Annotated in this window: 26 protein-coding genes and 1 pseudogene; 11 read left to right on the top strand and 16 right to left on the bottom strand. The window is 67.4% G+C overall.

What is annotated here, in order from left to right; translation table 11 throughout:
* Window position 1: 1 nt before the first annotated feature.
* Window positions 2-1,150 carry a phosphoribosylformylglycinamidine cyclo-ligase gene (gene purM, locus ON062_RS00285; RefSeq protein WP_274645137.1) on the bottom strand — a complete coding sequence of 383 codons (1,149 nt, stop codon included), beginning with the start codon at window positions 1,148-1,150 and terminating at the stop codon, window positions 2-4.
* 64 nt (window positions 1,151-1,214) lie between these two features.
* On the opposite strand from purM, the gene ON062_RS00280 reads away from it, so the two are divergent.
* On the top strand, window positions 1,215-1,820 hold the full coding sequence (locus ON062_RS00280; protein ID WP_274645136.1) for a zinc-binding alcohol dehydrogenase: 606 nt from the start codon (window positions 1,215-1,217) through the stop codon (window positions 1,818-1,820).
* A gap of 12 nt (window positions 1,821-1,832) precedes the next feature.
* On the opposite strand, the gene ON062_RS00275 is transcribed toward ON062_RS00280, so the two are convergent.
* Both ON062_RS00275 and ON062_RS00270 read right to left on the bottom strand, forming a co-directional pair.
* Complete coding sequence (locus tag ON062_RS00275) at window positions 1,833-2,162, bottom strand: potassium transporter Trk (protein WP_274645135.1); 330 nt, start codon at window positions 2,160-2,162, stop codon at window positions 1,833-1,835.
* A 142-nt stretch (window positions 2,163-2,304) separates the two neighbouring features.
* The gene (locus tag ON062_RS00270; protein WP_274645134.1) at window positions 2,305-2,673 is read right to left on the bottom strand and encodes a sterol carrier family protein; all 369 of its coding nucleotides are present in this window, start codon (window positions 2,671-2,673) and stop codon (window positions 2,305-2,307) included.
* A 51-nt stretch (window positions 2,674-2,724) separates the two neighbouring features.
* Here ON062_RS00270 and purD point away from each other — a divergent pair, with 51 nt between their 5' ends.
* On the top strand, window positions 2,725-3,990 hold the full coding sequence (gene purD, locus ON062_RS00265; protein WP_274645133.1) for a phosphoribosylamine--glycine ligase: 1,266 nt from the start codon (window positions 2,725-2,727) through the stop codon (window positions 3,988-3,990).
* A 124-nt stretch (window positions 3,991-4,114) separates the two neighbouring features.
* Here purD and ON062_RS00260 read toward each other — a convergent pair whose 3' ends face one another.
* Both ON062_RS00260 and ON062_RS00255 read right to left on the bottom strand, forming a co-directional pair.
* On the bottom strand, window positions 4,115-5,611 hold the full coding sequence (locus ON062_RS00260) for a DHA2 family efflux MFS transporter permease subunit (RefSeq protein WP_274645132.1): 1,497 nt from the start codon (window positions 5,609-5,611) through the stop codon (window positions 4,115-4,117).
* 5 nt (window positions 5,612-5,616) lie between these two features.
* Window positions 5,617-6,234, bottom strand: a complete 618-nt coding sequence (locus tag ON062_RS00255; protein WP_274645131.1) for a PadR family transcriptional regulator — start codon at window positions 6,232-6,234, stop codon at window positions 5,617-5,619.
* Between the two features lie 193 nt (window positions 6,235-6,427).
* Here ON062_RS00255 and ON062_RS00250 point away from each other — a divergent pair, with 193 nt between their 5' ends.
* The gene (locus tag ON062_RS00250; protein ID WP_274645130.1) at window positions 6,428-7,330 is read left to right on the top strand and encodes a phosphoribosylaminoimidazolesuccinocarboxamide synthase; all 903 of its coding nucleotides are present in this window, start codon (window positions 6,428-6,430) and stop codon (window positions 7,328-7,330) included.
* On the opposite strand, the gene ON062_RS00245 is transcribed toward ON062_RS00250, so the two are convergent.
* Window positions 7,320-8,828 carry an SPFH domain-containing protein gene (locus ON062_RS00245; protein ID WP_274645129.1) on the bottom strand — a complete coding sequence of 503 codons (1,509 nt, stop codon included), beginning with the start codon at window positions 8,826-8,828 and terminating at the stop codon, window positions 7,320-7,322. The two genes, ON062_RS00250 and ON062_RS00245, sit on opposite strands and share 11 nt — an antisense overlap.
* 50 nt (window positions 8,829-8,878) lie before the next feature.
* On the opposite strand from ON062_RS00245, the gene ON062_RS00240 reads away from it, so the two are divergent.
* The 3 genes from ON062_RS00240 to ON062_RS00230 all read left to right on the top strand — a co-directional run bounded on the left by ON062_RS00240 (window position 8,879) and on the right by ON062_RS00230 (window position 11,425).
* A complete protein-coding gene (locus tag ON062_RS00240) occupies window positions 8,879-9,076 on the top strand; it encodes a hypothetical protein (RefSeq protein ID WP_274645128.1) in 198 nt (65 codons plus the stop codon).
* A 50-nt stretch (window positions 9,077-9,126) separates the two neighbouring features.
* The gene (locus ON062_RS00235) at window positions 9,127-10,479 is read left to right on the top strand and encodes a uracil-xanthine permease family protein (protein ID WP_274645127.1); all 1,353 of its coding nucleotides are present in this window, start codon (window positions 9,127-9,129) and stop codon (window positions 10,477-10,479) included.
* Between the two features lie 115 nt (window positions 10,480-10,594).
* Entirely contained in the window at window positions 10,595-11,425 is an 831-nt protein-coding gene (locus ON062_RS00230; protein WP_274645451.1) for a VOC family protein, read from the top strand.
* Window positions 11,426-11,443: 18 nt separating this feature from the next.
* Here ON062_RS00230 and ON062_RS00225 read toward each other — a convergent pair whose 3' ends face one another.
* The 5 genes from ON062_RS00225 to ON062_RS00205 form a co-directional block, all read right to left on the bottom strand.
* Entirely contained in the window at window positions 11,444-12,457 is a 1,014-nt protein-coding gene (locus ON062_RS00225; RefSeq protein WP_274645126.1) for a LacI family DNA-binding transcriptional regulator, read from the bottom strand.
* Window positions 12,458-12,494: 37 nt separating this feature from the next.
* Window positions 12,495-13,937, bottom strand: a complete 1,443-nt coding sequence (locus ON062_RS00220) for a GH1 family beta-glucosidase (RefSeq protein WP_274645125.1) — start codon at window positions 13,935-13,937, stop codon at window positions 12,495-12,497.
* Between the two features lie 61 nt (window positions 13,938-13,998).
* Complete coding sequence (locus tag ON062_RS00215; protein WP_274645124.1) at window positions 13,999-14,913, bottom strand: carbohydrate ABC transporter permease; 915 nt, start codon at window positions 14,911-14,913, stop codon at window positions 13,999-14,001.
* Window positions 14,910-15,938, bottom strand: coding sequence for a carbohydrate ABC transporter permease (locus tag ON062_RS00210; RefSeq protein ID WP_274645123.1), 1,029 nt, complete (start codon window positions 15,936-15,938; stop codon window positions 14,910-14,912). The genes ON062_RS00215 and ON062_RS00210 overlap by 4 nt, the downstream gene beginning before the upstream one ends.
* Window positions 15,939-16,041: 103 nt before the next feature.
* Window positions 16,042-17,319, bottom strand: coding sequence for an ABC transporter substrate-binding protein (locus ON062_RS00205; protein ID WP_274645122.1), 1,278 nt, complete (start codon window positions 17,317-17,319; stop codon window positions 16,042-16,044).
* Window positions 17,320-17,573: 254 nt separating this feature from the next.
* Here ON062_RS00205 and purS point away from each other — a divergent pair, with 254 nt between their 5' ends.
* The gene (gene purS / locus ON062_RS00200; RefSeq protein ID WP_274645121.1) at window positions 17,574-17,822 is read left to right on the top strand and encodes a phosphoribosylformylglycinamidine synthase subunit PurS; all 249 of its coding nucleotides are present in this window, start codon (window positions 17,574-17,576) and stop codon (window positions 17,820-17,822) included.
* Window positions 17,819-18,523: a phosphoribosylformylglycinamidine synthase subunit PurQ gene (gene purQ, locus ON062_RS00195; RefSeq protein WP_274645120.1), complete on the top strand. Its 705-nt coding sequence runs from the start codon at window positions 17,819-17,821 to the stop codon at window positions 18,521-18,523. The genes purS and purQ overlap by 4 nt, the downstream gene beginning before the upstream one ends.
* A 291-nt stretch (window positions 18,524-18,814) precedes the next feature.
* Here purQ and ON062_RS00190 read toward each other — a convergent pair whose 3' ends face one another.
* Both ON062_RS00190 and ON062_RS00185 read right to left on the bottom strand, forming a co-directional pair.
* Entirely contained in the window at window positions 18,815-19,252 is a 438-nt protein-coding gene (locus ON062_RS00190) for a DUF1761 domain-containing protein (RefSeq protein ID WP_274645119.1), read from the bottom strand.
* A gap of 52 nt (window positions 19,253-19,304) precedes the next feature.
* Window positions 19,305-19,580, bottom strand: coding sequence for a hypothetical protein (locus ON062_RS00185; protein WP_274645118.1), 276 nt, complete (start codon window positions 19,578-19,580; stop codon window positions 19,305-19,307).
* A gap of 99 nt (window positions 19,581-19,679) precedes the next feature.
* Between ON062_RS00185 and ON062_RS00180 the strand changes: the two genes are divergently transcribed.
* A complete protein-coding gene (locus ON062_RS00180) occupies window positions 19,680-20,606 on the top strand; it encodes a 2-hydroxyacid dehydrogenase (protein ID WP_274645117.1) in 927 nt (308 codons plus the stop codon).
* Window positions 20,607-20,644: 38 nt separating this feature from the next.
* On the opposite strand, the gene ON062_RS00175 is transcribed toward ON062_RS00180, so the two are convergent.
* Genes ON062_RS00175 through ON062_RS00165 form a run of 3 tightly spaced genes read right to left on the bottom strand, consistent with a single transcriptional unit; the run spans window position 20,645 to window position 21,394 of the window.
* Complete coding sequence (locus ON062_RS00175) at window positions 20,645-20,854, bottom strand: SCO4848 family membrane protein (protein ID WP_274645116.1); 210 nt, start codon at window positions 20,852-20,854, stop codon at window positions 20,645-20,647.
* 52 nt (window positions 20,855-20,906) lie between these two features.
* Window positions 20,907-21,077, bottom strand: coding sequence for a hypothetical protein (locus ON062_RS00170; RefSeq protein WP_274645115.1), 171 nt, complete (start codon window positions 21,075-21,077; stop codon window positions 20,907-20,909).
* 41 nt (window positions 21,078-21,118) lie between these two features.
* On the bottom strand, window positions 21,119-21,394 hold the full coding sequence (locus tag ON062_RS00165) for a hypothetical protein (protein ID WP_274645467.1): 276 nt from the start codon (window positions 21,392-21,394) through the stop codon (window positions 21,119-21,121).
* Between ON062_RS00165 and pucL the strand changes: the two are divergent.
* Together pucL and ON062_RS00155 are read left to right on the top strand one after the other, a co-directional pair.
* Window positions 21,369-21,854 (top strand): annotated as a pseudogene (gene pucL, locus ON062_RS00160) (factor-independent urate hydroxylase); the annotation flags it as partial. The gene ON062_RS00165 and the pseudogene pucL sit on opposite strands and share 26 nt — an antisense overlap.
* Before the next feature lie 61 nt (window positions 21,855-21,915).
* Window positions 21,916-23,079, top strand: a complete 1,164-nt coding sequence (locus tag ON062_RS00155; protein WP_274645114.1) for a GTPase — start codon at window positions 21,916-21,918, stop codon at window positions 23,077-23,079.
* Window positions 23,080-23,327 lie beyond the last annotated feature (248 nt).

The following is a 23,327-nucleotide window of genomic DNA, read 5'->3' as shown; positions in this document are numbered from 1 at the left end:
GTTACTTCGCTCCGTTCACGGCCGAGCCGTCTGCGTATGCTCCGACCAGGCGGACCGCGCCGCCGTCGACGCCCTTGGCGCCCTGTTCGTAGTGCCCGTCCGGACGGGCGTCGGTGTGAACCACACCGACCTGCCACGTGGCGATGCCGTCCTCTGCCAGGGCGGCGATCGCGGCATCCGCCTTATCGGCCGACACGATCGCGAGGAATCCGATGCCCAGGTTCCAGGTGCCCTCAGTGTCCTGCAGGTCGAGCGAGCCAAGGTCGGCGAGCACACGGAATACCGGCGGCGGCGACCACGTCGAGCGGTCAACATCGACCCATGTGTTCTGGGGGAGCACGCGCGCGAGGTTCGCGGCGATGCCGCCACCGGTGACGTGGCTGAGCGAGTGCACCGCTCCGCCGAGCCCGGCGATGAGGCGCAGCAGCGGTGCCGTGTACAGGCGGGTCGGCTCGAGCAGGGATTCGCCCCATGTGAGGTTCGACCCGAGGTCAGCGGCACGATCGCCGTATTGAATGCCCGCGCCGGCGACGATGTGTCGCACGAGGGAGTAGCCGTTGGAGTGCAGTCCGCTCGAGGCGAGCGCGAGAACGACATCGCCATCCTGCACGCGATCGGCGCCGAGAACCTGGCCAGCCTCGACCACACCGGTTGCCGCGCCTGCGACGTCGTAGTCATTCACTCCGAGCAGGCCCGGGTGTTCGGCCGTCTCGCCGCCCACGAGCGCCGTGCCGGTGTCGGAGCACCCCTGCGCGATGCCGCGCACGATGTCGGCGATGCGCTCGGGGAAGACCTTGCCGCACGCGATGTAGTCGGTCATGAAGAGGGGCTTCGCCCCCACAACCACGATGTCGTCGACGACCATGCCGACCAGGTCGAGCCCGATCGTGTCGTGCTTGTCGATGGCTTGCGCAATCGCGACCTTCGTGCCCACGCCATCCGTGCTGGTGGCGAGCAGGGGTCGATCGTATGCACGCAGCGCGCTGGCGTCGAAGAGCCCGGCGAACCCGCCCACTCCGCCGAGAACCTCGGGTCCGTGCGTGCGGCGCACGGCGGACTTCATCAGTTCAACGGCAAGGTCACCGGCGGCGGTATCTACGCCGGCGGCGGTATAGGGGTTCGCAGAGGCGTCACGAGAAGGGGAGCCCACGGGTAAAGACTACCCGGGGTCGGAAGTGATGGATGCCGCGTGACGCCTCTTCTACACTGTCGGCATGGGCGGCGCCGGCATTCCGGAATGGCTGATCCGCGAAGACGCGGGTCGGCCGGTGCTTCTTGCCCTCTACGTACGTCAGGCGCTCGGCATCCGTCATCCTGACGAATTGCCGCACCTGCGCGGCATCCCTCCTCGCGCGAACAACCGCTCGACGGCCGCGCAAGACGTGCTCGAACAGCAGTGGCGGATGCTGTGGGAGATGACCGTCGAGCCCGAGGCTCACGCTTCGTCGGTGCCGCTCGAATTGGTGGACGGGTATGAGACGCTCGTCGCGCTGCCATCGCAGGGCGCGGATGAACTGCGCGAGGCGATGACGCCGTTCGCGGCCGAAGCTCTGGCGTACTCGCAGTCCGCCCACGCACGCTACCGGCGCGATGTCGGCAACGGTGTGAGCTACCGCGCCTACGCGAGTGCGATCGCCGAGTACGAACGCCAAGTCGGGCGACGAGCACACTCTTTCGAACTGAATGTGCAGGTGCTACCCCTGAGCCAGCGCGGCGTGTGGTGGATCGGCGCACTCACGATCGCCGTGACCGATGGGCTACGCGGCGACGTGGTGGCCTTCGACGCCGCGATCAACCCGATCATCGCCGAACTGGCGTAGACCTCGCGACCGTCAGCTCTCGTCGTCAGTAACGGTGACGGTGTCGTGGTCGATCTGGATCGATCGCGCACGCTTGGAGGAACGCCGGTCGAGGATGACCGCGACCATCCCGCCGAGCGCGACGCCGATCGGCGCGCAGATGAGCGCCACGAAGCCGAACACCTGACCCTGCGAGTACTCGAAGCCGGTGTTGGGGCTCGGGTCTGCGGTGCCGTCGAACGCGAAGGTCAGAATCATCGCGACGACGATGCCGAGCGCGGCGCCCAGGAGCAGGAACACCGACATCTTCGGTGCACGACGCACCTGCACGGTCTCGATCCGGTCGTTGTGCTGCTCAGCCATGCTGTCCATTGTCTCACTGCGCAAACGCTCCGCGCCCCGTGCCGCCCCGGAGGTGAGGCGGCACGGGGCGCGGAGGAGAGCGCGCTACGCAGAGGTCAGTCGCCGCTCGTTTCACCCGCGCCGGTCCGCGGCGGGCATCGCCTTAGGGCCGCAGCGGAAGAAGATCCGACACGTCGGCGCGCACACCCGACGCCGAGATCAGGCCGGCGGCGGCGGCATCCGACCATTCCTGTGTTCCCGTCGCGAGCGCGATCCAGGTCTGCGCGTCCATTTCAACCACGTTCGGCGGGGTGCCGCGCGTGTGCCGCGGCCCCTCGACGACCTGCACGGCGCCGAACGGCGGCACGCGCACCTCGACGCTGTGGCCCGGGGCCTTCTCGACGAGCAACTGCAGCAGGTAGCGCACGGCGGTGGCAAGATCGGCGCGTGCGGGCGCGGACCCAGAGTCGGATGCCGCGCGCACAGCACCCAGTGCGTCGCGGCCATCCGCGGTCGAAATACTGCGAGGCATGCCAGTACGGTACGCCTTCGCGCCGATGGTGAGCCTGGGTAGGCTGGGCGGGTGAAGATTCTGGTACTCGGTTCGGGCGCGCGCGAGCACGCCATCATCCTCGCCCTTCGCGCAGAGGAGGCGACCCACGAGATCTTCGCCGCTCCGGGCAACGCCGGAATCGCACAGGACGCGAGCCTCGTTTCGATCGACGCCAACAGTCCGGTCGAGGTCACCTCCTACGCGCTCGAGAATGCGATCGACCTGGTGATGATCGGCCCCGAGGCGCCCCTGGTGGCCGGTGTCGCCGACGCGCTACGCGAGCGTGGCATCCCGGTCTTCGGCCCCGGCAAAGCCGCCGCGCAACTCGAGGGCTCGAAGACGTTCGCAAAGCGAGTGATGGATGCCGCGGGTGTGCCGACCGGCCGCGCGACGCGTGCCGCCACACGCGCCGAGGTCGAAGCGGCGATCGACGAATTCGGTGCGCCCTACGTCGTGAAGGCCGATGGCCTGGCCGCGGGCAAGGGCGTGATCGTCACGAGCGACCGCGATGCGGCGCTCGCCCACGCCGACACCTACCTGCCCACCGGCGCGGTGCTCGTCGAGGAGTTCCTGTCTGGCCCCGAGGTATCGCTGTTCTTCTTGAGCGACGGCGACCACGTCGTACCGCTCAGCCCCGCACAGGACTTCAAGCGTCTACTCAACGACGATGAGGGCCCCAACACCGGCGGCATGGGCGCGTACTCACCGCTGCCGTGGCTGGCCGAGAGCTTCGGCAGCGAGGCAGCGTTCGTCGAGCAGGTCACGCGCGAGGTCGCCGAGCCCGTGATCCGCCAGCTCGATGCCGAGGGCACGCCCTTCATCGGGCTGCTCTATGCCGGGCTCATCCTCACCGAGCAGGGCGTGAAGGTCATCGAGTTCAACGCACGCTTCGGCGACCCCGAGACCCAGGTCGTGCTCCCCCGTTTGATCGAGCCGCTCTCCGAACTGCTGCTGGCCGCGGCATCCGGTCATCTCGAAGACTGCGCGGCGCCGACCTTCCGCCCCGACGCCACGGTCACCGTGGTGCTCGCCAGCGAGGGCTACCCGCAGTCGCCGGTCACGGGGCGCGCACTTTCGGGTGTGGATGCCGCCGCCACCGTCGACGGAGTGCACGTCGCTCACGCCGCCACCGCTGCGGGTGAGGGCGGGCTTGTTGCGACGGGCGGCCGCGTGCTCAACGTCGTGGCGACCGGTGGGTCGTTCGCGCAGGCGCGCTCGCGCGTGTACGACGCGCTGTCGCGGATCGAGCTCGAGGGCGGCCAGTACCGCACCGACATCGCCGCGCGAGTGGAGTAACCCGCGGGGGCCCTCGCACGCGGGCGACAGCAGCGAAGGAAAATTCACTCCAAAAGGACCGCCAAGCAGAATCCGTCCTCTCGAGGTGAATCCTCCTCAGCTGCTGTTGCCGTGCGCGGCGCGCTCACACCCGCGGGCGCCGAAGGAAGAGCACCGCAACCACGCCGACAAGCATCACGGCGGCAGGAAGCAGGATCGTCTGCGCCATGGCCGCGGAGAAAGGTTCGGCGACGGCATCCGGCAGTGAACCCCCGCCGAATCCCGACGATGCTTCAGACGCGCCGGGAAGGTTCGTTTCGAGGCGGCTCTGCATGAAGGCGGCGATCGCGGCCGAGCCGAGCACCGACCCGACCGTGCGCGTGGTGTTGTAGATGCCCGCACCCGCGCCGGCCTGGCGCGGCGGCAGGTTGCGCGTCGCGGTGGTGGCCAGCGGACCCCACATTCCGGCGTTGCCGACCCCCATGACGAAGGACGGGATCAGGAAGGCCCAGATCGGGGTGTCGAGGTTCATCATGGCCGCGTACATCACGAGCGAGCCGGCCACCAGCAACAGGCCGGGCACCAGCAGCACGCGTGGGTCGGTGCGATCGAGCCACCGGCCCGCGAGCGGGGAGAGCACACCCGCGGCGATCGCCATGGGAACCAGCAGCAACGCCGACTCGGTGGGTGTGAGCCCGCGCGCGAGCTGGATGAAGAACATCAACGGCAGCGACATGCTCGTCACTACGAAGCCGACGGTGGCGATGCCGATGTTCGCAACGGCGAAGTTGCGGTCGCGGAACAGGTCCATCGGCACGAGCGCCTCGCTCTTGGTCCTGAACTGCTGCCAGATGAACAGTCCGAGCACCACGAGACCGGCGGCGATCAGGCTCCACACCGAGATCGGCCCCCAAATGACACCCCAGTCATAGGCTTCGGCCTCTTGCAGACCGAACACGAGGAGGAACAGCCCGACGGCGCTCAGTACGACTCCGAGGACGTCGAACCGGTGCGGGTGCGTCTCGAGCGACGGCACGAGCAGCCACGCCAACACGAAGCCGACGATGCCGACGGGGATGTTCACGAAGAAGATCCACTCCCAGCCGAAATTGTCGACCAGAAGGCCGCCGGCAAGCGGACCGACGAGCATAGCGACGCCCGAGGTCGCCCCCCACAGGCCCATGGCCGCGCCACGCTGGTTCGGCGGGAAGGTGCGGGTGATCACGGCCATCGTCTGCGGAGTCATCATCGCCGCGCCGAGTCCCTGTACGGCCCGCATCGCGACGAGCATGCCGAGGGTGTCGGAGAGCCCGCATGCGAGCGACGCAAGCGTGAAGATCGCCAGCCCGACGAGGTAGATCTTCTTGGGGCCGAACCGGTCTCCCAACCGGCCGGTGATCAGCAGCGGAACCGCATACGCCAGCAGATACGCCGACGTCACCCACACCACGTTGTCGAGGTTCGGGGTGCCCGGGTCGAGATCGGCCTTGATCGCCGGGTTGGCGACCGAGACGATCGTCGTGTCGACCAGGATCATGAAGAACCCGATCACCAGCGCCCAGAGCGCTGGCCACGGGCTGCGGGTCTTGATCGGGGATGTCTGAGGGGCGGATGCCGCGCCCTGAACTGTCGGGTCGGTCATGTCGGTCATCGTCGTGCGGCTTCTCTCTGTGCGAGGTAACGATCGGTGACAGCGTGGTCTCCCCACGCGAAGTCGTCACCGGCGAGACGGGGGATGAAGGCGTCGAGCCAGGCGAGATCGCAGCGCTGGAGCGCCTCCTCGCGCTCCAGCTCGATCAGATACTGTGCGGGCACGCCCTTGGCGTTCGCGCCGGCGAGGCTGTCGACGTACTCGCGATGCTGAGCCTGCAGCGCGTCGCGCCGCTGGCGCAGCAGGCCGAGGACCTCGCCGCGGTCGAGATTGTGCGCCTCGGCGAGCGCGAGCCGGAATGCCTCTGGGCTGTCGACGCGGGGCAGTTCACGGCGAATCCACTCGCTGACGGCCGCGGTCCCGGCATCCGTCACCGTGTACGTCGTGCGCTCCGGGCGGTTGCCGTCGCGGTCCACGCCGACCTCGGCGAGCAGGCCCGCCTTCTGCAGGCGCGCCACGGTGTGGTACATCGTGCCGTTCGTGATGGTGACGAGGCGGTCATCGCGGCGAATGCGCATCAGCCGGATCATCTCGTACGGGTGCATGTCGCCCTCGGCAAGCAACGCGAGCACCATCAGCCCGAGCGGCGTGAGTGCGCGGCGCGTGTCCCCCATGGTGCCCCCTCGATAGTCGATGTGGATTAGTCCACATGAACTATAGCTCCGAGCGACAGCGCGATACCCCGGGCGACAGCAGCAAAGGGTTATTCACTCCAAGAGGACCGCCAGGCAAAATCCATCCTCTCGAGGCGAATCCTCCTCAGCTGCTGTTGCCGCGGTGCGCACGGGCACCGGCGATAATGGGCGGGTGAGCGAAGCGACAGAACTCCCCGGCTGGCGGCACGTCTACTCCGGAAAGGTGCGCGACCTGTACGTGCCTGCCGACACGGCCGATGACAGCACGGCGGAGCGGATGCTGGTGGTCGCGAGCGACCGCGTGAGCGCGTTCGACTTCGTGCTCAGCCCTGGCATCCCCGACAAGGGCGCGCTGCTCACGACCCTCAGCATGTGGTGGTTCGCCCAACTCGCGGGCGGCGACGGGGGTCGCGGCATCCCGAACCATCTTGTTCCTGGCGGTGAGGAAGAGATTCCGGATGCCGTCGCCGGGCGCGCCATGCATGTTCGCGCACTTCAGATGTACCCGGTCGAGTGCGTCGTGCGCGGGTACCTGACCGGGTCGGGGTGGCTCGAGTACCAGGAGCACGGCACGGTGTGCGGAATCGCGCTGCCCGCCGGCCTGTCGGACGGCGACCGGCTCCCCGAGCCGATCTATACGCCGGCGTACAAGGCGCCGATGGGCGAGCACGACGAGAACATCTCGTACGAGCAGACGATCGACCTGGTCGGCACGGAGGTCGCTGCGGCGCTTCGCGACACGTCGCTGGAGATCTACACGCGTGCTGCCGCGATCGCCGAGGCGAGGGGGCTCATCCTCGCCGACACCAAGTTCGAGTTCGGCGCCGATGCCGATGGCGTACTGACACTCGCCGACGAAGTGCTCACCAGCGACTCGTCACGCTACTGGGACGCGCACGCGTGGCAGACCGGCTCAACGCCGAAGGAGCGCATGGCCAGCTACGACAAGCAGATCGTGCGCAACTGGCTCGCCGCGAACTGGGACAAGCAGGGCACGCCGCCCGAGCTCCCGCAGGAGATCGTGCAGCGCACCGCCGCGCGCTACCGCGAGCTGATCGACACGCTTACGACGTAGCGGGCGCCGGCTTTTCGGCGGTCGCTGCGCCGCCCGCATCGCCCTGCGAGCCCTGCGAGCCCTGCGAGCCCTCCGCCCCCTCCGCGAAGCCACGGCCCACGGCCTGCCCCTGAATCAGGGTCGTCAGATCGAGCCCGGTGGCCGACTTCACGCTGTCGAAGGTCGCCGTGAGGCTGGCCGACTGCTCGCGCGCGAGGTGGGTGGCCGCGCTGTCGCCACCAACGAGCGTGATGCTGCCGACCTTCTCGTAGCCGCGCGCGAACTCGGCCATGAGCAGTGGCAGCTGCCCGATGATTTCGCGCGCAAGGATGGCGTCTTCGTTCTCGCGCAACGCCGCCGCCTCCGCGGCGATCGCCTCGGCCTGCGCCGCACCGCGGAGGCGAATCGCCTCAGCCTCGGCTTCGGCCTGCACGCGTACCGACGCTGCCTCGGCCTCTGCCCGCACACGCACGGCGGCAGCCTCAGCTGATGCCGATGCCTCACGGGCCTTGGCCTGCGCGTTCACCGAGTACGCCTCGGCGTCGGCGCGCTCCTGCGCAACGCGGCGGTCAGCCTCGGCGTTCTTCTGACGCTTGTACGCCTCGGCGTCGGCCGCGGTCTGCTGGCGGTACTTCTCGGCGTCGGCGACCTTCTTGACCTCCGAGTCGAGGCGCGCCTGCGTGTTGTCGGCTTCCTGCAGCAGAACGCCCTGCTCGGCTTCGGCGCGGGCGAGGTTCTCGGACTGCTCGGCCTGGGCGTTCGCGCGGCCGACCTCGGACTTCGCCGCGGCGGTGTTCTTGTCGAGGGCGGTCTGCTCGATCAGGTTCGCCTCGTCGGCGGCGAGCTGGCGCTTCTTCACCTCGCGCTGTGCGTCGATTTCGGCCACGTCGGCCTCGCGGCGCACGCGCTGCACCTCGACGGCCCCGAGGGCCGAGATGTAGTTGTTCTTGTCGGTGATCCCCTGGATCGCAAACGAGTCGAGCACGAGACCCTGGGCGAGCAGGTCACCCGAGATGCCCTCGGCGATCTCGTCGCTGAGCTTCTGGCGATCCTGCATGACCTGCTCCACCGTGAGCTTGGCCACTACTCCGCGGAGCGCACCTTCGAGCTGTTCGGTGGTGAACACGACGATCGCTTCATCCTGCGAGGCGAAGCGCTCGGCCGCGCGACGTACCTGCTCGGGGGTCGAGCCGATCTTCACCAGCGCGACACCGGTCAAGTCGATGGTCACGCCGTTGATCGTCTGCGCGGTCGGCTCGAACTTGATCTGGCGCGAACGCAGCGAGACCTTGTCGCTGCGCTGCGTCAACTTGTTGACGAACGCACCGCGGCCGGTGATGACCGTCATCTTGTTCGCTTCGCCGTCGGTACTGTCGCGTGCCTTCTTACCGACGATGACGATCGCCTCGTCGGCGCGCGGCACCTGATACCAGGCACGGAAGACGAAGAATCCGATGAGCGAGATGAAGAGGACGACGCCGACGGCAAGGCCCGTCGCGATCAGGGAGAAGGGATCCACGGTGAGTCTCCGGTTCGGGCCCGCCCAGATGCGAGCAACCCCTTGAATCTATGCGCTCACCGGCCGGTTGCCCCGGAGCCCGGCACCGTGTCGCGCGGTCAGCCGAGCAGCATCCGCTCGAGGTTCTCGCGTCCTCGCTCTGCTGTTCGTCGTCGGCGGTCGCCTCCGCGGATGCTTCGGGCTCAGCATCCGTCATCTCTTCGGAAGCGGATGCCGCGGTCGGCGTCGCCTCGCGGCCGCTAGGGTGAAGGGCGATCCGAGGATGCCGGATCCCCCACGCACCATCGAAGGAGTGTCCATGGCCACCTGGAAGCTGCACGGAGACGGCCGCAGGGTCGCACCGGGCGAGGTTGTGAAGCCCGACGAACGACTCGCATGGGGCGCGACCATCGCGGTCGGCGCCCAGCACGTGGTGGCGATGTTCGGCGCGACCTTCTTGGTGCCGCTGCTCACCGGCTTCCCGGTGTCGACCACGCTGCTGTTCTCGGGCATCGGGACTCTGCTGTTCCTCGTGATCACCCGGAACAAGCTGCCCAGCTACCTCGGGTCGTCGTTCGCGTTCATCGCGCCGATCACGGCCCTGAACGGCGGAAACCCGCTCGAGACTCCGGCGCAGATCACTCAGGCGCTCGTCGGCATCATCGTCGCCGGTGTGCTGCTGGCCGCCGTCGGATTCATCGTGCAGGCGCTCGGCACGCGCTGGATCGAGCGGCTCATGCCGCCCGTCGTGTCGGGCGCGATCGTCGCCCTCATCGGTTTCAACCTGGCGCCGGCGGCGTGGGGCAACTTCCAGCAGCAGCCGGTGATCGCCACCGTCACGCTCGCGTCGGTGATCTTGTTCGGCGTGTTCTTCCGCGGGTTCCTCGGCCGCATTTCGATCTTCTTGGGCGTCGTCGTCGGCTACGCCGTCGCCGTGATCAGCGGCGCGGTCGACTTCGCGCCCGTCGCCGAAGCCGCGTGGATCGGGCTCCCCGACTTCCACCTCGCCGCCCTCGGCAACCCCGACTCGTGGCTGCTCGTCCCGATGTTCCTGCCCGTCGTCCTCGTGCTGATCGCCGAAAACGTCGGTCACGTCCGCGGCGTGGCCACCATGACGGGCGACCCGGGCATCAACAAGCACACCGGTCGCGCGCTCATCGCTGACGGTGCCGCCACCGCGCTGGCGGGTGGCTTCGGGGGATCGGGCACGACCACCTACGGCGAGAACATCGGCGTCATGGCTGCCACGCGCGTCTACTCGACCGCCGCATACTGGGTCGCCGGCACCGTCGCGATCCTCTTGGCGTTCTCCCCCAAGGTCGGCGTGATCTTCAACACGATTCCGCCGGGCGTCCTCGGTGGCGTCACGACCGCGCTCTACGGGCTGATCGGCGTGATCGGCATCAAGATTTGGGTCGACAACCAGGTCGACTTCTCGCGACCCGTCAACCAGTACACGGTCGCCGTGTCATTCGTGATCGCGATCGCCGGCTTCACGATGAACATCGGGATGCTGCAGTTCGGCGCCATCGTGCTCGGAACGATCGCGGCGCTCGTGATCTATCACGGCGGCAACGCGATCGCGCGGTGGCGCAAGACGGGTGCCGATGACGGCGGTCCGATCGTGTCGATCGGGCCCCTCGGCGGAGACCCCGAGAACGCTCCCCGCTGAGGCTCGCCCCACCGACCTCGCCCGCTCGGGAACAATGCTCACGTGATCGCGGTTATGCATTCTCGTGAATGAAACAGTCGCGAACGAACGGGGCCGTCTTGCACCGACCACGGCGATGGGGGCGGTCACACTCCTCGTCGGCAACCTCGATGCCATGACGGCGTACTACCGCGATGTCGTCACCCTTCAGGTGCTGGATGCCGCGGGCGACACCGTGACGCTGGGGCGCGCCGGCCGCGCCCTGGTCGTGCTCAAGCACGAGCCGCAGCTCAGGCACGCGGCACCCGGCTCGGCCGGGCTGTTCCACACGGCGATCCTGTTCGAAAGCCAGCAGGCCCTCGCCGCCGCGCTGTACAGCGTCGCTCGCCACGCTCCGTCGACCTTCACCGGATCCGCGGACCACCTGGTGAGCCAGGCGTTCTACTTCACCGATCCCGAAGGCAACGGCATCGAACTGTACTGGGACCGCGCCCGCACCGAGTGGTCATGGGTGCACGGCCAGGTCGAAATGGCGACTCTCGCCCTCGACCCGAACGCGTTCCTGCGCGAGCACCTCTCCGCGGACGCGGCGAACGGCGCAGCCGCGGCGGATGCGGCATCCATTGGGCACGTGCACCTGTCGGTGGGCGATGTCGCTACCGCACGCGCGTACTACGTCGACGCGTTGGGGTTCGACACCACCGCCGAACTCGGCAACCAGGCGCTGTTCGTCAGCGCCGGCGGCTACCACCATCACATGGCGATGAACGTGTGGAACTCACGGGGCGCGGGGCCGCGGATGCCGGCACTGGGCCTCGGCCGCGTCGACCTGGCGATGCCCACGGCTGACGCGCGGGGCGAGCTCGGCGAGCGCTTGGCGCACTTCGGCATCACGACGCAGGACGACGGGCGCACTCTCGCGTTCAGCGATCCGTGGAACAACCAGATCCTCGCCGTCGTCGACTGACGAAGGCCGGGCCGCCACTCAGACCGAGTCGCGCAGCACCAGTTCGGTCTCGAGGATCGTGACGTGTCGCGGGTGCTTCCCGGCGAGACGGTCGAGTAGCACTTGCGCCATGCGCTCCCCCTGCGCGAACGAGGGCTGCCGCATCGTGGTGAGCCGCGGCGACACCGTCGATGCCACCGGAGAATCGTCGAATCCGACGATCGCGACGTCACTCGGAACCCGCAGCCCCGCCGCGTTCAACACCCCCATCGCGCCCTGTGCCATCAGGTCGCTGGCGACGAAAAGAGCATCGGGACGGATGCCGCGGGCGAGCATCCGACGCATTGCTTCCGCCCCGCCTTCGGCGCTGAAGCCGCCGTCCTCCACCGCGAGTTCCGAGAGGCCGGCCGCCTCGAGCGCCTGGCGGAACCCCTCGAGCCGGTCGATGCCAGCGGGCATCGTGAGGGGGCCGGTGATGGTGGCGATCTGGGAGTACCCCGACTCGATGAGGTGGGTTACGGCATCCTTCGCCCCACGCACGTTGTCGACGTCGACGTAGTAGTCCTTCTCGCGCTCGCGCACCGGCCGGCCACCGTAGACGACCGGCACGGTGTTGGCGATGCGCTCGACGAAGAGGTCGGTGCTGTGATGCGACACAATGATCGCGCCGTCGACGGCGCCGCTGCGCACGTAGCTCGTGGTCTTGTCGCCGGGGTCATCGCTCGCGATGAAGAGGTTCATCACGTAATCGGACTTGTTGAGGCACGAGTGAATGCCCGAAACGATCGCCGCGAAGAACGGGTCGCCGAAGAACCGGTTGGTGTCTTCGGGAACGATCAGCGCGACCGCATGAGTTTGGCGACTGGCGAGCGACCTCGCCGCCCGGTTGGGCACGTAGTTCAGTTCGGCGATCGCGCGCTGAACCGCCTCCAACGCCTCGGGGCTCACCGCGGTTGAGCCATTCACGACGCGCGACACCGTTGACCGCGAGACGCCAGCAGCTGCGGCAACCTCCTCGATCGTAGCGGCGCCCCGCACCGTTTCCAGGCTCATCGCGTGCTTCTCTCGTTCGTGGGGACCGCGCGTGGGCCTACAGGGCCCGCTGCCCGATTACCCTCGCATACTCGCGCCCGCTGTCCTTCACCGTGCGCTCCTGCGTGTCGTAGTCCACTCGCACGATACCGAATCGCTTCTCGTAGCCCCACGCCCACTCGAAGTTGTCGAGGAACGACCAGTAGAAGTAGCCGCGCACGTCGACACCCGCGTCGATGGCATCGAGGATCGCGCCGAGGTGCCCCGAGAGGAACTCGCGGCGCTCGTCGTCGTGCACACGCGCCTCGCCGTCGTCGGTGACGAGTTCGTCGTCGTACGCCGCACCGTTCTCGGTCACGTACAAGGTGACACCCTTCGGCTGCGCGTACTCGGTCCATACGCGTTCGAGGAGTTGCGTGAGGCCCTCGGGCTGCACCTCCCAGTGCATCGACGTACGCGGAAGCCCGCGATCGTGCCAGAAGACGGTGTGCGCAGCCGGGAAGGCAGACGCACTCACGCGGTCAGTCGGGGCGTCGCCGCCCTGCGGTGCGACCTCGGGCGCCGTGCCGCCGACGAACTCACCGTGGTAGTAGTTCACACCCAGCGAATCGATCGGCGTCGAAATGATCTCGAGGTCGCCCGGCTTGATGGCGTTCTCGAACGCGGCGATGGCCGCGGCATCCACTGCTCTGACGTCTTCGACCGCATCGGCGGGGTACTCGCCGCGGAAGATCGGGTCGAGGAACCACCGGTTGAACTGGCCGTCGATGCGGCGCGCGGCGTCGACGTCGGCCTCGACGGCGGGGTCGACCGGCTCGGCCACCGTGAGATTGAGCGTGATGCCGAGGTTCAGCGACTCGTCCCGCGCACGCAGCTCGCGCACGGTCTGGCCGTGGCCGAGCAGAAGGTGGTGGGATGCCAGTGCGCCCTCTTCGATCGAGTAGTGACCGGGCGCGTGAATGCCGGCGGTGTAGCTCAGCCACGACGAGCACCACGGCTCGTTGAGCGTCGTCCACACGTTCACGCGGTCGCCCAGCGCATCGTGCATGGTGAGGGCGTACTCGGTGAAGCGATCGACGTTGTCGCGGTTGGTCCAGCCGCCGATCTCCTGCAGCGCCTGGGGCATGTCCCAGTGGTAGAGCGTGAGCCACGGCAGAATGTCGGCGCCGAGCAGTTCGTCGACGAGACGCTTGTAGAAGTCGACGCCCTTCTCGTTGACCGCGCCACCGTCGGGCCGCACGCGCGCCCACGACGTCGAGAAGCGGTAGGTCTGCAGACCCATCTGCTTCATCAACGCGACGTCGCTGGGGTACCGGTGGTAGTGGTCGCATGCGACATCACCGGTGTCGCCGTTGATCACGGCATCCGGAATTCGACAGAAGGCGTCCCAGATCGAGTCGCGGCGCCCATCTTCTTGGGCCGCGCCTTCGATCTGGAAGGCGGCGGTGGCAGCCCCGAACAGGAAGTTCTGCGGGAAGGAGCGGGAGGCGGTCGCGGTCATGCGTACGGCGTCCTCTCTGTGATGAGGTGAAGAAAACGAAGGGTTGGTGGATGCCGCGGGCTCAGCCCTTGACGGCGCCGGCCATGATGCCGCTGACCAATTGCTTGCCGGCGAAGGCGAACAGGATGAGCAACGGAATCGTGGCCAAGAGTACGCCTGCAAGCACAACGGAGTAGTCGACGAAGTAGTTGGACTGCAGCAGCGACAGCGCCACCGGGAGAGTCGGGCTCTGGCGATCGAGGACGATGAACGGCCAGAAGAACTGGTTCCAGGCGTTCACGAACGTGAAGAGGAACAGCATCGCTGCCGCGGGGCGTGCGGCGACCACACCGACCGTCCAGAACGTGCGCAGTTGCGACGCACCGTCGACACGGGCGGCCTCGATCAGCTCATCGGGCACGCTCTGCGTGAGGTACTGCGTCATCCAGAACACGCCGAACGCGGTGATGAGCGAGGGGACGATGATCGCGCCGATCGTTCCGGTCCATCCCCAGTCGGAGAACAGGATGTACAGCGGCACCACGCCGAGCTGCATCGGGACGGCCATCGTGGCCACGACGAAGGCGAGCAGAGCCTTGCCGCCGCGGAACTTCAGCTTCGCGAACGCCCAGCCGGCGAGCGTCGAGAAGATGACGACGGATGCCGCGATGATCGTCGAACTGTAGATCGAGTTCCATAACGCCAGCCAGAAGTTGACGGCCGGGTCGTTCATCACCGACAGCGCGTTGTCGATGAAGTTGCCGCCGGGCAACCACGACATGTTCGGGTCGTTGATCGTGTTGGCATCGCCCGAACCGATCAGGAACGACCAGTAGTAGGGGAAGATCGCCGAGACGACCACGACGCCCAGGCCCATGTAGACCCAGAACCCGGCGCGGACACCGCGGATCTTGGTGGTCTTGTTGCGTCGCTTCTTTTCGGCATCGTTCGGGATGCCTTCTTCCATGATGGCCAGCGGGGGTGAGACAGAACTCATCGCGCAACTCCCTTCCGTCCGCGACGGGGTGTGACCACGCCGCGTCCTCCTTCATCGCGCACCAAGCGCCGCGTGATGATGAGGTTGATCAGTCCGATGACCAGGATGATGATGAACAGAATCCAGGCCAGGGCCGCGGCGCGACCGAAATTGAAGTCGCCCCAGCCGATGTTGTAGAGGTACAGCGTGATGGTGAGCCACTGCTGCGCGGCACCGCCCTGCCCGACGTTGTCGTACATGCGCGGTTCGTCGAAAATCTGCAGTCCGCCGATGGTGGACGTGATGATCACGAAGATCAGCGTCGGCTTGAGCGAGGGCAGCGTGATGTTCCAGAACTGGCGGAATGCGCCGGCGCCGTCGACGGTGGCCGCTTCGTAGTACTCGCGCGGCACGGCCTGCATGGCGGCCAAGAGAATGAGGGCGTTGTAGCCGGTCCAGCGGAAGTTGACCATCGTGGCGATGGCGATGTGACTCCAGAACGGGTCGACGTGCCACGGGATCGGGTTCAGCCCGATGGCGGCGAGGGTGTTGTTCACCAGGCCGTGGTTGTCGCCGAACATGTTGCTGAAGATCAGGGCGACCGCGACGGGCGCCATCACGAAGGGGAGCAGCACGCTCATACGCCAGAACGTCTTGGCGCGGATGTTGCGGTCGAGCATCGCGGCGATGAAGATCGCCAGAATCAACTGCGGCACCGACGACAGCAGGAAGATGCTGAACGTGTTGCGCAGCGCCGTCCAGAACTTGGGGTCGTTGAGGATCCAGATGTACTGCTCGAAGCCGACGAACTCACCGGAGTTGCGGACGAGGTCCCAGTCCTGGAACGAGATCACCGCCGTGAACGCGATCGGGAAGAGCCCCACGATGGCGAACATGATGAAGAACGGCGAGATGTAGAGGTACGGCGAGAACTTGAGGTCCCACTTGCTCAGCTTCTGGCTGAACGAGAGGACGCGCACGTTCTTGTCCGGGCGTGGCGGGCGCGATGCCGGTGTCGTCCGGGGGCGAGTGTCTGTCGCGGTCACGAGGGGCTCCGTATCGGCGGGGTCTCGGTGGTCTCTGCGGGGTCGGGTGAGGTGGAGAGGTGCCCGGGCGGGCCGCTGTGCGCGACCCACCCGGGTCAGGCGATCAGAAAGCCTGAACCTCTGCGACCCACGTGTCCCACGAGGTGGCTTCGTCTTCGGTTCCGTCGAAGACGCGCGTCACCGCGTTCTGCAGGGCGTCGTGGTACTGGAAGTACATGGCGTCCTTGTAGGGGGCGACCGTCACCGCAGCGGCGCGGTTCGACAGGATCTCACCGGTCGGCGCATCGTTGAAGTACTCGTTCGTCGCGCCGGCGAGCTCGTCGCTTTCGAGCGCCTCGAGCTGGCTCGGGAAGGTGCCCGCGTTGGCGAAGGCCTTCATCTGCTGCTCGGGAGCGGTCAGCCAGTCAGCGAGCGCGAGGGCGGCGTCGACGTTCTCACCGTCAGCGGGAACGGTCAGGTACGACCCACCCCAGTTGCCACCACCGTTGGGGAAGACGTCGGCGATGTCCCACCCGGTCACGTCAGCGGCGTTGCCCGAAATGACACCCAGCATCCAGCCAGGGCAGAGCATCGTGGCGAACTCGCCGTTGGCCATCGAGGCGAACCAGTCGTCCGACCACTGGCCGGCGTAGGCCGAGTTCGGAACGGCGCGCTCGGTGACGAGCTGGTACGCGTTGGCGATCTCGGGGTTCTCGGTCGCGATGACGGTGCCGTCGGGCTCGGTGTAGGTGTACTCGATCTGGTTCACGATGCCCTGCAGCACCGAGTTGGCCGAGTCGATCATCGGCTTGCCGGTGGCCGCCTGGTACTGGTCAGCAACGTCGAGGAAGTTCTCCCAGTCGCCGTTGAAGAGGTCGGCGACGCCCTCGCGGTCGCTGGGTAGCCCGGCCGCTTCGAACAGGTCGGCGCGGTAGCAGATGCCCTGTGGGCCGATGTCGGTACCGAAGCCGACGAGGCGACCGTCGCCATCGGTCGCTGCGGCTTCCTTCCAGTCGAGCCAGCGGCCCTTGACCGAGTCGGGTGCCTCGGCAAGCAGGTCGGAGTACTGCATCGCCTCGGCGAACCAGTCGATCTCGACGGCCTCGACGTCAGCGAGGCCGCCCTTGCCGAGCTTCTGGAAGTAGTTGGCGCGTGCGTCGCCCGACTCGGCGGCGCGGTTGTGGACGACCGTGATGTTCGGGTTGGCGTCCATGTACTCCTGGAGGAGCTCGTCGGTGTAGCCGAAGTCGTTGAACGTCGCCACGGTGAGGGTGATGTCCTCGTCGGTGGCGGCGCCCGATTCGCTGGGGGTGTCACTTCCGGCGCAGCCGGCGAGGACGATGGCAGAGGCTGAGAAAGCGGCGACGGCCACTGCGCTTCTGCGGAAGGCGCGAGTATTCACTGTCACTCCTTTGTGTTGTCAGGGTTGTGTTGCAGGTCGCGCGGTCGGGACGCTGATGTCTTCGGCCGCGGTGCCGTGGGAGCGTTCCCACCGGACGACAGCCACCGTAGGGGAGCGCTCCCACGCCTGTCAAGGGAGCGCTCCCACGACGCGGTCACGGTTTGATCACGGCGCTTCGCGTCTCGCGGCTGAGAGTGGGTGCGCGCGGCCAGTAGACTTGCGGCATCCCTTTTCCGCGACATCCGGAGCCTGCAATGCCCACCATCGTCGTCGACGTCATGCCCAAGGCCGAGCTGCTGGACCCGCAGGGAAAAGCCGTCGCCGGCGCTTTCTCGCGTCTGGGCGTATCGGATTTCACTTCCGTCCGCATCGGCAAGCGCTTCGAGCTGACCGTCGAGGGCGAGGTCACCGAGGATGTGCTCGCCGAGGCGAAGCGCGTCGCTGACGAAATCCTGTCGAACTCCGTCATCGAAGACGTCGTCGGCATCGAGGTGGTCGAGTGACCACCCGCGTCGGGGTCATCACTTTCCCCGGCTCGCTCGACGATCGCGACGCGCAGCGCGCCATTCGCGTGGCCGGTGGCGAGCCGGTCGCACTGTGGCACGGCTCGCACGACCTCGACGGTGTCGACGCGCTCGTTCTGCCCGGTGGCTTCAGCTACGGCGACTACCTGCGCGCGGGTGCGATCGCTGCGCTTGCTCCGATCATGGCTGAGGTGAAGGATGCCGCCGCCGCCGGCATGCCCGTGCTCGGCATCTGCAACGGCTTCCAGATGCTCGTCGAAGCACACTTGCTCCCCGGCGGACTGATCCGAAACGCGCACCAGCAGTTCATCCGTCGCGACCAGCGGCTCGTCGTCGAGAACGCCACCACGGCGTGGACGTCAGACTTCACCGCCGGGCAAGAGATCATCATCCCGCTGAAGAACGCCGACGGCGGGTACATCGCGTCAGAGGACGAGCTCGACCGCCTCGAGGGCGAAGGGCTCGTGGCCTTCCGCTACGCGGGCGTCAACCCCAACGGGTCGCTGCGCGACATCGCCGGAATCACCAACGAGCGCGGCAACGTGGTCGGCCTCATGCCGCACCCCGAGCACGCGGTCGAGGCCGGGTTCGGTCCGAACACGGCTGCGGCCATGCGCTCGGGCATCGACGGCCTGCCGTTCTTCACCTCGGCAATCGCCGCCGTCGTCGCCGCGGCGTAGCATCCCGGCCCCTCCGGCGTTCTCTGCCCGCGGCATCCCGTCGCCTCGGCATCCCGCCGCCCGCGGCATCCCGCCGTCCTGCCATCCCGCCGCCTCGAAACACACCGCGCGCGCTGAAACACAGCGCCAGGCGTGGCTGAGGACCCACGCTGCGGGCCGAAACACGCTGCGTGCGCCGAAACACAGCGCCAGACAGTGTGCCTCAGTGCAGCCACCGTGTTTCGCCGTTGGTAGGCGCGCTCGGCCGCGTGAAGGTGTCCCGCAGACCGGGACAACGGAACGGTTCCGCCGTCAGACGGTGCCCGCCGGCGGCCAGACGCCGATGATGAGCGCCATGACCAGGAACGTCACCAACTCGTGCGCAATATTCATGACGGTCAGCGATGAGGGGCGGCCCTCAAACTGATCGTGCGTGATGAACCGCGCCGCCGTGAACCCCGCCCACAGGATCACTGCCGTGCCGAGGGCGTTGAGCAGCCAGCCTCCGCCGTAGAAGTGCCATGCGATGGCGGTCGCGCCGGCCAGCACCCAGGCCGACAAGAAGCTCACGAACACCGTCACGATGATCGGCATCCAGGCCTGCAGTGCCGTCTTTTCGGCGTTCATGTCGACCTTGGCGAGCTTCGCCCAGCGGGTGCCGAAGACGGGCGGGGCGTACCAAACCGATCCGACGATCATCGTCGAGAGGGTGGCGATGATGACCGCCCAGTAATTGATCTCGGGAACCATGACGGCCTCCTATGCGTGTCGGGTTGTGGCGAGAGTATCGCCCCGCGACGCGCTACGGCAGTACCGATGCGATCTTGTTGTCGAGCGCAATCCGCCCGGGGTGGCGAAGGACGGGGTCGGGAACGTTCTTTCCCTGCCGAATGCACCCCTGGCCCGACGGCGCACCACATTCCGGACACGCATGCCGACGGGCCCACGCAAGGTTCTCGCGATACTCAGCGTGATCGCGCAGCGCAAGTTTCACCGAGAAGCGAATGATCGTGATCAACACGGCGATAACGAGCACAATCACCACGAGATACGCGAGAATTCCCAAGGCAGCGACCATGAGCACCTTCCGAAAACAGTGATCGTGAACCCGAATGTCGAGCCCATCGTTTGCGACCGTAGCACTGGCACCACCACGCGGGCGGGATAGCGTGGTGGGGTGAGCACCCGCCCCCTCGTCGTCAGCGTTCCCACCGATCAATTGGCGGCGGATCTTGAGCACCTGCCCGAGGGTGTTGAGGTGATCGTATGGCCGATGGATGCCGCGGCCCCGCGCGACCAGTTCGACATCGTCGTGCCTCCGTACATGTCGATGGCGCGCGTACTCGAGCGCCTCGAGGGCGTCGACGTCGCCCTGGTGCAGGGCCAGTCGATCGGGTACGAGGGCGTTGGTGACCTGCTCCCCGACGGTCTCGTGTTCGCCAACGCCGCGTCGGTGCATGAGACGTCGACCGCCGAGCTCGCGGTCGGGCTCGCGATCGCCGCGCAGCGCCGCATCGACACGTTCGCTGTCGACACCGCCGCCGGGCGCTGGAACAGCATCTTCACCGAGAGCCTGGCTGATCGACGCGTGCTGCTGCTCGGCTGGGGCGGCGTAGGCAAGGCGGTCGCCGCACGTCTGAGCGGCTTCGAAGTGGACCTGACCGCCGTCGCCACTCGAGCCCGCGTCGAAGACGGAGTCGCGGTGCACGGCATCGACGAGCTGCCGTCTCTGTTGCCCGAGGCCGAGGTGGTGATCCTCACCCTTCCGGGAGGAGACGCGACCCGACACATCGTCGATGATGCGTTCCTCGCGGCGCTCCCCGACGGCGCGTTGATCGTCAACGTCGGCCGTGGGTCTCTCGTTGACACTGAGGCCCTCGTCGACCACGTCTCTCGCGGGCGGATTCGGGCCGCGCTCGATGTCACCGACCCCGAGCCGCTGCCCGAGGGCCACCCTCTGTGGTCGTTCCCCGGTGTGCTGATTGCCCCGCACGTGGGGGGCAACTCGAGCGCCATGCGCCCGCGGGTCGCGCGCCTGGTGAAGCGTCAGATCGAGCGGATGCTTGTGGGCGACGCCCCGCTGAACGTCGTCCTCGGCGGATAGGCCGCCCGCTCAGCCGGTCAGCGCTCAGCGCTCGACGCTCACACGAGCAGGAGCACGCCCGCGATAGCCGAAGCCACGGCGAGGACGATCGCAATCGTGATCAGTACCACGTGCACGCGGTAGAACGCTGTCCGCGATCCAGGCTGCCCCGCACGGGCATCCGTGGCGATGCGACGGTAGAACCGTGGCCACACGACGACGTTGAACAGGGCGTTTGCGAACAGCACGATCGCGGCGAAAATCTCCACGTCTCGAGCGTACGCACCCGGGACGGCGTTGCGCGCCGCGCTGGGTCGGCGCTCAGTAGGGGTTGCTGAACCCGTTGCCTTGCATGGGCGAGCCGAAGGCGCTGCCCTTTCGCCCCGCGTCCCGGCGCGCCTCCTGGGCGATGCGCATCTCCTCGTGGGTGGGCTTCGGCTTGGGCGTGCGTCGCGCCAGCCGCTGCCAGAGTGTGCGCTTCTCGGTCGTCATCGTCGCCTCCGCGTTCAGCATGGCATGTGTCCCGCGCCAGCTCAATCGTTGCGCGCGGACGGGCGATCGACGTCGGCGCCCGACCACAGGTCGCCGCACTCCACCCGCAACGCGCCGTGAGCCCGAAGATACAAACCCGCTCCGCGATCGCCGTCGAGCGTTTCGACCAGAGCGGCGAAGTGCGCGGACCCGATGATGACCGGATGCCCAGGCGTGCCGTCATATGTTGCCTGAGCCAGCGCCGTGCGCAACGGCTCGTTGCCGGGCCCGCCGGCAGCGTGGTCGATTACCGTCACCGGCGGGGTGAAAGACCTCACGGTGTTGAAGTCGACGGGATCGGAGTTCCACGGATTCCCGCGCGACAAGTACACGACGCTCGTCGAAACCACCGACCGCATCATGGCGACCTCGGTCACCGGACGCTGGCGTTACCTTCCCGACGCCGTCGACGCCGGCATCGACTACAACGCGCTGTACGCCGAGGTGCTCGAGGTGTTGCTGTCGACGTTCGCGACCGTGCACTCGATGGCCCTGCAGCAGACCCTGTTCGCGATGGGTCGCGCCGCCATCGAAGCGCGCCCCGAGATCGCCGAAGTGCGCTTCTCGATGCCGAACAAACACCACTTCGCGTACGACCTCGCGCCCTTCGGACTCGAGAACCCGGGCGAGGTCTTCTGGGCGGCCGATCGCCCGTACGGCCTCATCGAGGGCACGGTCACACGAGATGGAGTGGATGCCGCACCCGACGCCTGGGTCGACCTGCCGACCTTCGTCTAGCGAGAGCGCTGGATGGGCGCGAAAAGCCCCGAATATCACCGAGAGGCGAGAGAATCCCTCTATGCCCTCTGAGTCACAGCTCCCTGCAGGGGACTCGCCGATCGATGATCAGGCGTTCCTCGATGCCACCGCCGACGCGCGGTCGCGGTACGGCCGCTTCAACCTCGCGATCATCGGGGCATCGGGCGTCGGCAAGTCGTCGCTCGTCAACGCCGTGTTCGGGCGCGACTGGGCCGAGGTCGGCAAGGGGCTGCCCGTCACGCGCGGCGTGCAGTACTACCACGACGATTCGCTGGGCATCTGGGATGTCGAAGGCTTCGAGATCGGCTCGCAGGTCGCCCCCGCCGAACAGCTGCGCGCGAACCTGAAGAAGATCGCCGAGTACCCCGCCGACCGGCAGATCTCGGTGGTCTGGTACTGCGTGAAGGCGAACGACGATCGCCTCACCCCGGCCGACATCGCGATGATCCGCGAGCTCGATGCCGAGGGCCTGCCGGTGATCCTCGTGCTCACCAAGGTCGACTGGGGAAAGAGCGTCGTACCCGGCAAGCGTTCCGTACCCAAGGGCGTCGAGCAGTTCGTGGAGTGGCTTGAGAACCCGGTCGACGGCTCCGGTCAGCCGATCCATATTCCGTATCAGCGCGTGATCCTCACCTCGACCAGCGACAAGCACGGAAAGGGTTCGGGGTTCGGCCTCGGTGATCTCGTCGCGGAGACCCTCGCCCTTTCGCCCGAAGACGAGAAGGATGCCTTTCGCATCGCACAGCGACTCAACCTCCCCTGGAAGCGCGAAATGGCGCGGCCTGTCATCACGGGTGCCGCCGGACTGGCGGCTGCCGCAGCTGCGACGCCCATCCCGGTCGCCGATTCGGTGGCCCTGGCGCCGATCCAGCTCGGAATGATGGGCCGGATCGCCACCATCTACGACCTCGAGATGAAGACGATGATGTCGGCCGGCGCCATCGCCCAACTGGGCGTGCAGTTCACCGGACAGGCCCTCGCGCGCAGCTTCATCAAGCTGATTCCCGGCGCCGGGAGCGTCATTGGCGCGTCGGTCGCGTTCGCGCTGACCGCGGCGACCGGCGAAGCATGGATGCGCCTGTGCGAGCACGTGCACACCGGCAAACTCGATCTCGCGAAGGTCAGCCAGTCATGGGGCGACTACGCGCCGAGTTTTCTCGACGTGATGCGCAAAATGGCCGAGCAGAAGGTCGGCAAGCGCTGAGGCTGTGCCGCCCGCCCGCTTCTCTCGCGCCCTGACCCGCGACCCGCGACCCGCGCGCGTTCATATGTCACGACACGCCGGTCGCGTGCGCCAAATCCCGCAAAGTGCGACCAACGAACGGGCTGGCGGGTCGGGGGACAGCGGCGTGGCCGCGCAGCTTGCCCCGCGCGCGTTCATATGTCACGACACGCCGGTCGCGTGCGCCAAATCCCGCAGAATGCGACCAACGAACGGGTCGGCGAACCCGC

The sequence above is a fragment of the Microbacterium sp. C7(2022) genome, from assembly GCF_028823665.1.
Taxonomy (GTDB): Bacteria; Actinomycetota; Actinomycetes; order Actinomycetales; family Microbacteriaceae; genus Microbacterium.
This window is presented reverse-complemented; position numbering and strand designations above follow the sequence as displayed.

Excerpts from the sequence above, each read along its gene's own strand:
- ON062_RS00280 (WP_274645136.1), top strand. The coding sequence starts at position 1,215 with ATGGGCGGCGCCGGCATTCCGGAATGGCTGATCCGCGAAGACGCGGGT.
- ON062_RS00275 (WP_274645135.1), bottom strand. The coding sequence starts at position 2,162 with ATGGCTGAGCAGCACAACGACCGGATCGAGACCGTGCAGGTGCGTCGT.
- ON062_RS00270 (WP_274645134.1), bottom strand. The coding sequence starts at position 2,673 with ATGCCTCGCAGTATTTCGACCGCGGATGGCCGCGACGCACTGGGTGCT.
- ON062_RS00260 (WP_274645132.1), bottom strand. The coding sequence starts at position 5,611 with ATGACCGACCCGACAGTTCAGGGCGCGGCATCCGCCCCTCAGACATCC.
- ON062_RS00255 (WP_274645131.1), bottom strand. The coding sequence starts at position 6,234 with ATGGGGGACACGCGCCGCGCACTCACGCCGCTCGGGCTGATGGTGCTC.
- ON062_RS00240 (WP_274645128.1), top strand. The coding sequence starts at position 8,879 with ATGCGCTCACCGGCCGGTTGCCCCGGAGCCCGGCACCGTGTCGCGCGG.
- ON062_RS00235 (WP_274645127.1), top strand. The coding sequence starts at position 9,127 with ATGGCCACCTGGAAGCTGCACGGAGACGGCCGCAGGGTCGCACCGGGC.
- ON062_RS00230 (WP_274645451.1), top strand. The coding sequence starts at position 10,595 with ATGGGGGCGGTCACACTCCTCGTCGGCAACCTCGATGCCATGACGGCG.
- ON062_RS00225 (WP_274645126.1), bottom strand. The coding sequence starts at position 12,457 with ATGAGCCTGGAAACGGTGCGGGGCGCCGCTACGATCGAGGAGGTTGCC.
- ON062_RS00220 (WP_274645125.1), bottom strand. The coding sequence starts at position 13,937 with ATGACCGCGACCGCCTCCCGCTCCTTCCCGCAGAACTTCCTGTTCGGG.
- ON062_RS00215 (WP_274645124.1), bottom strand. The coding sequence starts at position 14,913 with ATGAGTTCTGTCTCACCCCCGCTGGCCATCATGGAAGAAGGCATCCCG.
- purS (WP_274645121.1), top strand. The coding sequence starts at position 17,574 with ATGCCCACCATCGTCGTCGACGTCATGCCCAAGGCCGAGCTGCTGGAC.
- ON062_RS00190 (WP_274645119.1), bottom strand. The coding sequence starts at position 19,252 with ATGGTTCCCGAGATCAATTACTGGGCGGTCATCATCGCCACCCTCTCG.
- ON062_RS00185 (WP_274645118.1), bottom strand. The coding sequence starts at position 19,580 with ATGGTCGCTGCCTTGGGAATTCTCGCGTATCTCGTGGTGATTGTGCTC.
- ON062_RS00170 (WP_274645115.1), bottom strand. The coding sequence starts at position 21,077 with ATGACGACCGAGAAGCGCACACTCTGGCAGCGGCTGGCGCGACGCACG.
- ON062_RS00155 (WP_274645114.1), top strand. The coding sequence starts at position 21,916 with ATGCCCTCTGAGTCACAGCTCCCTGCAGGGGACTCGCCGATCGATGAT.